A 12,374-nucleotide genomic window follows, 5' to 3' on the forward strand; every position below is an offset into this window, starting at 1 on the left:
CGCCGACGACCTCCAGAAGGAAGTGGACGCCCGCTACGCATTCTATGACGCCATGAGCAAGGATACGGAAGGGTTGATTAGCCTGTAAGAGGTATGAGGTCGCGACTTCGTCGCTTCGGGCGATGAGGTCGGCCTTACGGCCTTTGAGGTAAATTAGAACGCCCCGTCACTAAAAAGTGGCGGGGTATTTCTTTAGCAATTTTAGGGATTCTTTACGAATTCAAATTATCCAACAGCACCTGTTTACCAGGACTTTCCCGTTCAACACTTTGGAAGACTTCGCTTAACTTCGATAGATTTTCCAAAGTCTTTCTATCTGATTTCAAGTTCACGATGGCGTCAATCAACACCTTCGGTGTGATACTTTCCACAGGAACCATGTTGTTAATGCCGTATTTACGAAGCCGCATGGCATTGTCAATCTGGTCTTTACCCAAGGGAAGAATCAAGAATTTCTTGTTGTTATAGACACATTCCTTGATTGTGGCAAGACCACCGTGAATTAGGGCGAATTCTAAGTTCGGTGCCGAAAGAATCGCTCGCTGCGGGACCCAGCTGGCAAAGATAATGTTGGACTGGTTCTTAAATTCAGTCCATTCATAATCGTTTATTAGTTTCGAACCAACACCCAGAACCAAGCGATAGTCGTTCAACTCCGCAGAACGCATGGCCTCGCACATGCAATGGAATAGATGACGGGCCTTACCCTCGTAATCGAGAACCTGTGAACCGGCTGTTACAAAAATTAATTTTTTATTGCCTGCGCCTATTACAGTAGAATCTAAGACACTGTTTGTCGAAGAATTCAAATCCCTATCCAGAATGCAGGGTTCCACATAGTGAACTTTTTCACCAGGGTTGTAATGTGTGTATTCGTATTCGCGAGGAGAAGGAATCAGTTCGTCAAAATACTGTAGGTCCTCTACAAAATCTTCAATATCAATTTCAGGGTCTTGCAGCAAATCAACGGGATCCTCCCCTGCAGCCGCCTTCAATTCTGCATATCGGCTCAAATTCACCAACTTAAAAAATTCCGTCGGCGAAAAAGCCATCAAATTCTGTATTGCACGCATGGCTGGGTCTTCGCTGGGATGTCTTAAATATGTCGTGGTAATAACGACATTCACATCATAAATTTTGTGGATAAGCAAACTTTCTAAGGATGTAAAATAACCCGAGACGAGCAAGTCGGGATTGACATTTGTCATTGTTTGGTAAAAATGCAGAGCATCTTCATACAAGTCTTTATTTAATTTGTCCTTGTACCTGGCCAAATCTTCCCCTAACGTACTATATGCGATTGCCCAGATATGGTCAGGACGCCAACGTTCATTGGGGCTAGTGTGGCTTTCTGTTGTGTAGCCCAGCGGATAGATGTTTTCAAAAATCCGTGAATAGGGGAAAGAAGTGACCGCACCGTTAATGGCAATCGGGAAAGCTTTGACAACACCCTCGCAATCAACGATTCCCATATAATTAACGGTGTGACCGCTCTTGAGCATATCTTCTGCCCATTTCAACGTGGGTAGCCAGTGTCCCTGTTCCTTGTAAACATCGGGCCAAAAGAGAATTGTTTTGGGCATTTGATTACTCCTTACTCTGTAATGTTAATTTTTTAATAGGACGGGCTAAAAAGGGGTGGGGCATTGTTCTATTCCTTAATGCATCGAATTGACATATAATAAGCAGTCCCAAATGTAGTCCATCGAAAGTCTGTTCGATCTTCAATAATAGCTATTATATTTTTACTATTGTAAATAAAACCAAAGTATGCCACAGACTTTGCCTCGTTCTCTTGATCATTAAATCCACCATAAGGAGTGTAATATCCAGCAGGAATTGCTGCAAAACCTGACGATGTAATGGATTCACTAATATTCCAATAAGATGAATTCTGGATTTTCATTTTATCAATAGCTTTATCTCCTAAGAAACTGATTAGAGTCTCGTATTGCTTTTTTGTTGGAAGCGACCAACCATTTGGACAGAGTTTCCTGTAGGAATCTGTATCTGTAAATGTAAATTTTGATTCATATAATCTTCCATAAATAGAACAATCCCCTTCTGCTGTTTTTTTCCACTCGCCCCCGCCACACAATGATTTGCCCGCCCAAATTGTACCACTCGTATCTTTGGGTAAATAATTCAGATTTTGAGCCATCCAAACCTGTGAGCCTATTGTTACAGTTTTGTAAACTTGTCCATCTCGTAAATCCGTCAGAGTATTATTTACGACATCATAAACACTATTTAACGACGACGAACTTACTACGTTTATCTCGCTACTGCTAGATTCTACGATTTCTTCAGAACTTGATGATTCTTCTACTTTTTCGGAACTAGACTGCGTTGCCGTTTCGCTACTACTTGATTCAACATTGGAACTAGAGGAATCTATTTTCTCGCTACTGCTAGACATCTCCGAACTTGAAGATTCTTGAATTTCGTTGCTTGACGAAATCAGTTTATTATCACTTGATGACGAAACAACCACTGAAGAAGAGGATATTTTTTCGCAATTGGCTGGGTCTAGCACGTATGTTTCATTGTCTTCGCAAAGATAGAGTTTGGTTTCTTCGCTGCTACTAGATTCAACAGGTTTCTCTGAACTAGAAGAGGAATCGTCGTTATCGTAACCGGACGAACTAGATTGCTTCGTTTCACTCGCAATGACGCTGCTGGACGACGAACTGGACAACTCGTCACTATCACTACTCAGAATGACTGATTTAACTGACGAACTAGATTCTTCGCTTGCGCTCAGAATGACGTTGTATGAAGAGGATGAACTGGATTGCTTTGTTTCATTCGTAATGATATTGCTGGACGATGAACTTCTGCCAATAGCAATCCAGGAGCCGCCCTTGCAGATGTGTTCTACATTGCTATCAAACGGCTTGATTATCGTGCCCTCATTGGTTGCATCGCAAGGAATTTCTGAACCGTGAGAGTCTGAACTGTTCTCATTTGATGGAGAAGTAGAATTATCGCCACCACAGGAAACAATCAATATGGAAAGAAGTAACGAGTAGAGAATTTGCTTATACATTAATTGGTTATGCAAAGTCGCCGGCATCATAATTTTAATCCTTTATACAGCGCACAGCCATATATAGCCTATTTCCATAACTGCTATAGTGATAACTACTGACATCCCTGATTTCCAAAACATTATCCTCATACCCCCATTTAACAGCTATTGCGAACGATGCAACAGCAGTCTCCGTCTTCTCATTAGAATCAAACCCAGCTATTGGATGATAATACCCCGAAGGCAGCGCCGCGAAGCCAGATTCTTCTATTTCTTTTCTGTTTGGCCATAAATCATTGTCAGCTATTTTTAGTTTGTCATCAACATCATCACCAAGAAAATTTATTAATTGAGTAAATTGACTCTTATTCGGAATGGACCATCCTTCTGGACACAATCCATGTTTCAAAGTGTCTAGTCTTGAAAAATCTTCCTCATATAATCTACCATAAATACTACAATCGCCCTCAGCTGTTTTTTTCCACTCTCCACCACCACACAATGATTTTCCTCCCCAATTTGTTCCAGCAGTATCTTTCAGCAAGTAGTTCAGATTTTGAGCCATCCAAACCTGTGAGCCTATTGTTACAGTTTTGTAAACTTGTCCATCTCGTAAATCCGTCAGAGTATTATTTACGACATCATAAACACTATTTAACGACGACGAACTTACTACGTTTATCTCGCTACTGCTAGATTCTACGATTTCTTCAGAACTTGATGATTCTTCTACTTTTTCGGAACTAGACTGCGTTGCCGTTTCGCTACTACTTGATTCAACATTGGAACTAGAGGAATCTATTTTCTCGCTACTGCTAGACATCTCCGAACTTGAAGATTCTTGAATTTCGTTGCTTGACGAAATCAGTTTATTATCACTTGATGACGAAACAACCACTGAAGAAGAGGATATTTTTTCGCAATTGGCTGGGTCTAGCACGTATGTTTCATTGTCTTCGCAAAGATAGAGTTTGGTTTCTTCGCTGCTACTAGATTCAACAGGTTTCTCTGAACTAGAAGAGGAATCGTCGTTATCGTAACCGGACGAACTAGATTGCTTCGTTTCACTCGCAATGACGCTGCTGGACGACGAACTAGACAACTCGTCACTATCACTACTCAGAATGACTGATTTAACTGATGAACTAGATTCTTCGCTTGCGCTCAGAATGACATTGTTTGTAGAGGATGAACTGCTGTTGATTGCAATCCAAGAGCCGTCTTTACAGATGTGTTCTACATCGCTATCAGTTGGCTTGATTATCGTTCCCTCATTGGTTGCATCGCAAGGAATTTCCAAACTATGAGAATTTGAACTATTTTCAACGTCGGGACTACTTGAATTATCGCCACCACAGGAAATCATCAACAAAAGAGAAAATAAAAAGAAGATAATTTTCAGATACATTAGTTGCCTCCTTTCTGCGTTTTTCCCATTCGAGCAGTGTAACTTAGATGGATGATAACATCCTCAATCTTGGACAAATCAAGTGAATGACTGATTTCTTCGTCATTGTTTCTTGTGTTGTCAAAACCCGTGATTTCAAGAGACCATTTGGAATCAACGGCACCCGCCCCTTCAAAGGGCAAGAACTTGTCCGAGCCAAAGCGGAAATCAAATTTCCCTGATTCTTGATGAGCGGTACTCGTCGCCATGGTCTGTGTTCCGATACGATTACCAATTTTTTGTCCGATTCCTTTCAAATCAAGAAAATTCTCGGTTAAGGACAATTGTGCGTTCAAGTAATGTCCTCTGTAATTTGGAGCAATTATTTCTACTCGGACATCCCTAATTCGTCTAAAGTATTGATCTGGGAAGTCTTTAGAGAATAGGGATTCAGGAATGGTAAATTCACAACTTCCCTCTCCCTGTATATCAGTCAAAGGACGCTGTGGCTTATTCAAGTCATCATCCCCCTGTCTATATTCTAATTCCCACAAACTTACCGGCCTCGTTATTTCCAATTCGTTCCTGTCGTTTTCAAAGAAAGCCACTTCCATGGCATGCAAGTCGGCTAGGAGTTTTTCGCCGGCAAGCAAGCCACTATACAGGCCGTCCCAGTAACTGCCACTGCCCTTGATGAACGACTTGGCCGATTTGGGATTCTCTTCGGTATCGCCGATTTCAAAGTGGTAGCATTTTTCTGCTTTTCTGGCTACCTTTACTGCCAACTGGAAGAGTACCTTGTATATCTTGCCTATTTCGGTCTTGAGCCACTTGTAAAGTTCCTTGTTGGTGTACTTTTCGGACAGGTGCTCATACATTTCGTCCTTCAGCTCGATTTCCCTTTCAAGGTTTTCCACCTGCTTGTTGATGTAGTCAATCTTGATTTGGTCCACGAGTTTTTTCTTCTGGACGACTTTGATTTGGTTTGCCTTGGCGGTCTTCTGCATGGTCCAGGACTGCTCTGTGCGTTCCTGTTCGCTGAGGAACTTGCTGATGGCAGATCCTACCTGCTTCTGGGCGAACTGGGATGCCTTACTTTCGGCCTTATTGATGAGCATTTCGGCAATTTTAGAACCACCATAAGCAATGGAATCAAAGGATGGTCCACCAAGACCGTTCATGATGGCTCCAATACCAAGGTCAGGAATCTTTGCTGCCACGGAAGCGGCTTTACGTACACTTTCAATGCCTTCCTGGACTTTCTTGATGCCGTCCATGGCCTTTTCGTACTTGGTTTCCTTCTCGCTCTTCTTGAAGAATCCAGCCTGCTGTTCCTGTTCGGCCTGGAGGGTTTCCTCTTCGGTCTCGGTGGCTTCCAGTTCCCGTTCCAGTTCTGTCACTTCCATTTCGGCCAGGGTTTTCTGGAGCATCAAGGCGGTCTTTTCGTGGTTTACTCGCAACAGGGCCAACGTCTCGTAATCGTACTTTTCGAATGCAGAAAGCAAGTCCCTGCCCATCTGCTGAATATCGCGGACAATTTCCTTGGCTTTTTCCACCATCACCTTGAAACGGTAATAAGGCAATGCGGAGGATGCGTCGGCTAGGGCTTCGCTGATAGAAACTCCGCTCGCCTTTGCCTTTACAAGCATCGCGGGGTCGATGGGTGGTGCGAACAGGGCAAGAGTCCGCTTTACGCCTTCGATGTTCAGGCTGTTGCGGATTTTATAAAGCCTGTCGGCCACGGTATCCCAGTAGCCCATCAGGGTCTCGTTGCGCGGCACGTTGAAATAGAACATCATGCCTGTAGTATTGGCCAGTTGCATGGTCTTGCCAGGAAGCAGACGTTGAGGCGTCTCCTTTTCGCGGCACTTGCCGGTGAGCATGGTGTCCTCGTATGTAATAAAGGCATTGTTCATCACATCGTTGCCGTAATTTAGCAAATCTATGACCTTGAGTTTCGATTTATGTTTAGGGTCTGGAACTTCGGCACTCTTCGGGCCGAGAATTTCTGCAGCCAAAACATACATCTGCACAGCCAAATTAACCGATTCGGTAGTATCCTGAGTAAACAACTGATCACCTAGGCCTATCAAGGCATCAAGGTATTTCATCACCACATATTTCTGGTAGGCGACAGGCCTGTAACGGGCAATCATCTGCGGGTCAAAGGGGTCGTTTTTCCAGCGGTCCTGCAAAAGGAGTATGGCCTGGCGATCTGGCAGGGCATCGTGGGGTGTCGGGAATGACAAATCCGAAAGGATGGATTTATCAGCATCCTGGTTTGCGAAGAAGGGCAAGAACTTCCAATATTTTGCCCCCTTGGGCAATTCGCGGACAAAACGTTTTGTCCGTTCGTAGTTGGACAAGTCTATACGCGGGTCGAACACCAGTTGCAACCAGTTCAGGGCAGCCTCGTAATTCTGTTCCGAGAGCATCTTGTCGGCCAAGAGCATCGGCACGAAGAAGAACAGTTCCCAGTTGTAGATAGATGTTGCCGAACCCCAGCTGAAATCTACCGTTGCAGACGGGTACGGTTCCGCCACTAGTGCAGTGGGCATGTAGCTGTTTTCGAAAAGCGTCTGGGACAAGTCCCAGGCCTGCCAGTCCCCCGCCGTGTAATAGCCCAGATAGACACTGAAATAATAATTGTAGTAAGAATATGAATAGTAGTAGCTGTCTGAAACGGGCAAAGCTTCCGTTTCACGGTTATAGAGCCACTTTGTGCCGCCATGCACAAACCGCCTGTGGAATTCACTAGCTTGGGGATTGGAAACCTGTTCCACTCGGTAATTGGCGATGCTATTCGCCCCTGCACCACCATCGCCTGAAACGGTGCGAACCAAGTAGGTTCCCTTGGAGTCCATAAGGAAGAAGGGAGTGTCTGCATGCTTAACAAAGCCCATATTGACAGACAGTAGTTTGAACGGACCGCGTGTATTGTCGAAAATCTTCGTTCCATCTTGTAGAACCAACTGGTTAGATGAACTGTAGAACATATTGCCCACCAACTTGCAATTCCTTGGCACATGATCACTGACAAGTTCACCATAATGGAATGCGATACGGTTGCCTTCTAAATCGTACTGGTAACTGACCGATTCGGTTCCATCTGATGCCAAGGAAAGATTACCGATGTGATTGATCCTTTGTCCTTCCTCGTAATTTCGTGTGATAACGGTTTTCAGGATGTATGTGGTGGGGGATGCGTTGGCAGCATCTTCAGGTGTACCCACGGTTGGCTGGCTACTTGCTACCGGCACCGAAATAACAGTTTGTGTGTCCGTGAACTTGGGGAATGTTCTCCAAATTTCAAGGTTAAGTGTATCCGAATTATCGGATACATCGACAAAGAAGTATCTTTCGTCCAGATTCTCGTTGTCACCTAGAAGATAGTTCAACTGGTTTTCAGAAATGTCGTAAAGGGCTTGCTTGCTGACCTTTACGCTAGACCATTTAGCACCTGTAAAATAAGCCCACTTAAGCTTGATTTCCGCATAGTATTCTATGGTTGCCGTAGCTTTTTCGTCTGTGGAGGAATCTCCCTTCTTGCGTTGTCTCTGCCCCTGCACCACCTGCAGCCAAACGATATAGAGACGGCCGTTCAGTATTGCGGGCTGTACGGCTGCTCCATCAATTTCCAAAGGAAGTTCTTCCCACGGAGTCCAGCTTCCGCCGTACAGTGCCGTGGCCTCGTATTTGCGGTAATAGTAGGCGTGGGGTTCGCCACGGGTACGACCGACAATGTGGAGCGTGTAAAGGACTCCAGCAGCACTCCCGCCATCCTGCTTGCAAGCTCCAATGATATCTATTTCAGAGGTGTCACACACTTTTTTCAGGTAATCGCCCAGGGCTTCTGTCATGGCATTCTGGTCGTTCCCTATTTCGGCAAGGCGTTCCTCCAGTTCGAGGAAGAATGGTGTTTTGTCTTCACGCAGGTCGCCATCTATCCAGTTTTCGGGATAGAGGAATACCTTGCGATTCGCCACCCAAACCTGGAAATTCTTCATCCACTCCCATTGTTCCTTTTGGGTGTCATTTAGCGTGTAACTTCCTTCCAGTCCCATCAGGGCCCGTTGCACGAACAATTGGATACAGGACACGGCCTGAACTGTGCGTGAAATGGCCATGTCGGGTTCCATCTTCACGTCCATCAGGTAATAGGAGTATATGTCGTTTTCATCGACAAAGACCGATGGATAATAGGATGCCGTTCCCGGCATCTGGGAATCGTTACATACGACTGCGGCAAGGACATCCCGTTTCAGTTGCCGGATTTTATCGTTCACCCCCTGGATAAACTTGTTCCATTCCGAGTTGGTTTTAGTTTGACGTAAATTTTTTTCAAATTTTTCAACAGAGAGAGAATAGTCGACATCATTGGCGTCCAGCAACTTTTCCAAATCGCCCGGAAGCGTATTGGTCTTCTTGTAAAGATAGAGCAGGTCTGCAAATTTACACCATGCCGCAGGTGAGTCTATGTTCACGGACGTAATCAGACAACTATCTTTGTTTTGTTCATAGACGATTCCCGCCTTTGTAAACAACGCCACAGCGGACTCGCTTGAAATCAGGAGTTTTTTGTTGAGAGTTTCAAGGCGATTCAATTCGTTATACTTATAGACCTCTCCTAGAATCTGTGAAGACGCCGCAAAGGCGTAGACTACATTTTTTATCGTCTCGTACCTGTTGACATTGGCAATGGCAAAAGAAGACCAATTCCATTCAAAGCCCATATCTAAAGTTTGCGTAAACTGGTAGAGGGCCGCACAACGGAATATGTGATTGCAAAGATTATTGATTTGGGGATTTTCAGCAGAAATCTTCGATTGCCATACATCCCAGTCTGTTTCAGAATCATTTTCACTAGTGTGTAATGTTTTAAGCAAAGAAAGCAAGACTTCGGTATCTACTGAGAACTTTTCAGATAGAAGGGTCAAAAGGCGTTCCGCCTGTAGCTCCTCCGTCAGTTTTTCATAAAAAACGACTTCGTTTGATATAGCAGAATACCATGGATAATCCGATTCTTTACTAACAGAAAGATTCCAAAACAAGTTTGCGAATATCGATTCGATTGAATCTTTATAATCCTCTGTTATTTCTTCGGGCTTGTTCTTCCAACTGTTGAAAACGTCTTCCGCGTCTTCCCTCCCCAAAGACTTCATGATATTCAAAATCGAGGTTTCGTAATCTATCGCGGAGACACCATCGACTTCTGTTGTCGCCATACACTCGTCAATGGACGCCTGTATAGCGTCACCAACCTCCTTGGCAAATTCAGCAGATTCCTCATCCGCCATTGACTGGGGATCGAGAATCGATTTTAAGTCACTAACGGAAAGAGAAGATTTATTCAAGATTTCCAGTTCATCGATGGTTGCGTTACAAAATTCGCGACTGCCGAAACCAACAGGGAAATTAATTTCACTCAAGAAGAAATAATCGTCGACAGAAAGGCCGTTCCTTGAAATCCAGAGATTGTATTTGTAAAGGATATTCAGGCCAGTTTCAAGAGCGTCAGATGCTGTTGGATAGGTCTCTGGTCTCCAGCACTTTTGCAAAATCAAAAGGGCATCTTGAAGTTCGATTTCAAGGCAAATTTTGGCGGCTGTTGCAAGCTGGTAACGCAACTTTTCATTATTTCTTTTCGATTTGTCAAAATCACTGCCATATTCGTCAAACAGCGAATCAATGGCGAAAATGCTCTTGAGATCGGCAATTGTCAATGTAACTTTGTCAAGTAAAATCGCAGCTTCCGTCGCCGTCAAATTAAGCCGCGTTTTCAATTCCTGAATATCAATCAAACCATCCGGATTACAATCCCATGTCTTGGCAACGTCTTCTGTGCTCCAGCCCAAAGTGGCACGACGACGGACAAAAACGGACAGATTACAGAAAAAATCTTTCTTCTTGTTCGGGTCTTCGAAATAAATCTTATATCCGTTTACATCGGCCAGTTGGAATGATTCTGAATCGACATTCAGCGCCGCTCCACACCCGGAGAATACATCAGATGTGAAAATTTCCGCAAATTCCTCGTATGTAATTTTCGCCCTGTTCAGAACAAAGGCCAAATTACAAAGGACATTGAACCATCTTGTTTCAGCTTCAATTTGTCTTGACTTATCAGGGAAGAAAATCCCCTGATTTCCATTATCTTCCAATCCCCACAGCTTTGAAGGTTCGATTTGATTTTGGTCAAAATCAGTAGATAGAACGGCCTTCTGATTTGCTTTTAAAAGTACCGCATGATTTTCATCTAGATGTAATTTATGAGCAACCTGACATGGGTTCAGTGACAAATTATCAAAAATAAAAACGAGCCTATCTGCATAAAAATTTCGTGGAAGGCTTAACGGGAAATACCTATTGTCAAGCACTTGCATTGCAGATTTATTAATATCCAATTTCGAATCCCACTTGCACGGATCCGCCCTTAAATCCGCCACTGTAGCGTCATCAGGAGTCTGGTTGCAAAGAGGGATTGCCCGTTCTTGAATGGAAGTCCTATAAACAAGACTTTCCAACAATTCGACAGCCAAATCAATTGTAGGAAGAGAAACCTCCGCATTGGCCTTTGTCATTAGAAGATTCTTCACATCGGGACGTCGGCTAATAAACCGGCCGTATGCGTGTCCCTGCTTTAAGAATTCCAACAAATCCAATAAATAAGCGGACGCACTCAAAATGGACTGGTTCTGAGTTCCCGTATTTCTGTTGATGCGCCCGAATAGAGTTTTCCAGTTGGCGAAATTCTTGCTTTTCAAGCGACTTGTCGCCACATTGGACGTGCGGCTCAATTTTAGAAGTTTGGAAGCCTTAGGATTAGACGCTGTATTTGTTGCAGCGGTTTCGTTTGTTTCTTGCAGCCCTCGAGGTATCGAAATGATTGTATTGTCTGCTTCATTTAAACTTCCATGATACCGTTCAATGTCTAACGTAGCGTTTGCCACAAAATTTTTGGCAAGTCGATGGATATTTGTTGCTAGCTCCTTGTCACCCATGCCAAGGCCATGCTCTGCCACAAATCTTTCTTCATCCATCAGGGCAATACTAGAAGCCGATTCAAAACCATTTTTTATAAGATAGGCTATCGCTTCGGGATTATCGGTCAATCGATAAAGACGCTGTATAATCTTAATTTTCTTGATTTCGGTTTCGTCAGCTTCTGCCAAGGGACTTTGTGAATCTTGATTATGCTTAGCTAATGAGTTTTGCAGGAACAAATCTATGTCGGAACAATTCAGGTCAAAATCCTTCCAAGCGTCCGATTGGAGTTTTTGAACCAAGGCATTCCATGATTTTTCGTCATCATCTGTAGAAGAAAAGCTATTTTCAAATTTGGAATTTAATTCCGTCTGCGGAAATTTGGCCTTTAGGCGATCTTTCAAAGTTCTTACCGCAATTTGTTTTTGTTCCTCGGCAGTTGTGCCTGGGAACTGGTCAAGAGGAAGTGCCAATGCGACATCATGACACCAATATGAATATCGCTCTGCAGCATCATTAACCGCTCTACACCAAAACGCTGTAGTATTTGCGGAAAAATCATTTACCTGTTCATCATACTTTAGCAAGTATTCCAATTTCCATGCACCGAGTTCGTCATCTTTTGTAACATCTTTATCAAGTTTGGCGATAGGTTTATATTGACAATTTTCCGCATGGAGCAAAGTGTAGATACTTACTACTAAATCTGGATACCAATTGCAAAAATCTCCCAAATCAATCAGAAATTTCAAGTCATCAACTTCTGAAGACGAAAGAATGGAATTTGATTTTTCTTGCCTTTCTATTAAATCGCGATAATTGGATTCTGATTCAGTAAATTCATCAAGAAGAAGTTGAAGACGATCTTTAACAGAATTAAGACTTAGCAATGTCGGACGTCCTCTTCGTCCTTCTTTCTTTATTGTCCAAAAAATGGTTAAAACCCTGCACTTTCAGTGCAGCGACTTTCAG

The 12,374-nt window shown here is 43.5% G+C and carries 4 protein-coding genes; all 4 read right to left on the reverse strand.

Annotation, left to right across the window (positions count from 1 at the left end; genetic code table 11):
- Positions 1 to 212: 212 nt before the first annotated feature.
- The 4 genes from Q0P86_RS15620 to Q0P86_RS15635 all read right to left on the reverse strand — a co-directional run bounded on the left by Q0P86_RS15620 (position 213) and on the right by Q0P86_RS15635 (position 11,806).
- The gene (locus Q0P86_RS15620; protein ID WP_295040743.1) at positions 213 to 1,583 is read right to left on the reverse strand and encodes a glycosyltransferase; all 1,371 of its coding nucleotides are present in this window, start codon (positions 1,581 to 1,583) and stop codon (positions 213 to 215) included.
- A gap of 68 nt (positions 1,584 to 1,651) precedes the next feature.
- Positions 1,652 to 3,079 carry an FISUMP domain-containing protein gene (locus Q0P86_RS15625; protein ID WP_295040745.1) on the reverse strand — a complete coding sequence of 476 codons (1,428 nt, stop codon included), beginning with the start codon at positions 3,077 to 3,079 and terminating at the stop codon, positions 1,652 to 1,654.
- 4 nt (positions 3,080 to 3,083) lie between these two features.
- On the reverse strand, positions 3,084 to 4,439 hold the full coding sequence (locus tag Q0P86_RS15630; RefSeq protein ID WP_295040747.1) for an FISUMP domain-containing protein: 1,356 nt from the start codon (positions 4,437 to 4,439) through the stop codon (positions 3,084 to 3,086).
- Positions 4,439 to 11,806, reverse strand: a complete 7,368-nt coding sequence (locus tag Q0P86_RS15635) for a neuraminidase-like domain-containing protein (protein ID WP_295040749.1) — start codon at positions 11,804 to 11,806, stop codon at positions 4,439 to 4,441. Before Q0P86_RS15635 ends, Q0P86_RS15630 begins: the two co-directional genes overlap by 1 nt.
- Positions 11,807 to 12,374 lie beyond the last annotated feature (568 nt).

Origin of the sequence: uncultured Fibrobacter sp. (assembly GCF_946062555.1) — a bacterium.
In the GTDB taxonomy this organism is placed as follows: Bacteria; Fibrobacterota; Fibrobacteria; order Fibrobacterales; family Fibrobacteraceae; genus Fibrobacter.

Excerpts from the sequence above, each read along its gene's own strand:
- Q0P86_RS15620 (WP_295040743.1), bottom strand. The coding sequence starts at position 1,583 with ATGCCCAAAACAATTCTCTTTTGGCCCGATGTTTACAAGGAACAGGGA.
- Q0P86_RS15625 (WP_295040745.1), bottom strand. The coding sequence starts at position 3,079 with ATGATGCCGGCGACTTTGCATAACCAATTAATGTATAAGCAAATTCTC.
- Q0P86_RS15630 (WP_295040747.1), bottom strand. The coding sequence starts at position 4,439 with ATGTATCTGAAAATTATCTTCTTTTTATTTTCTCTTTTGTTGATGATT.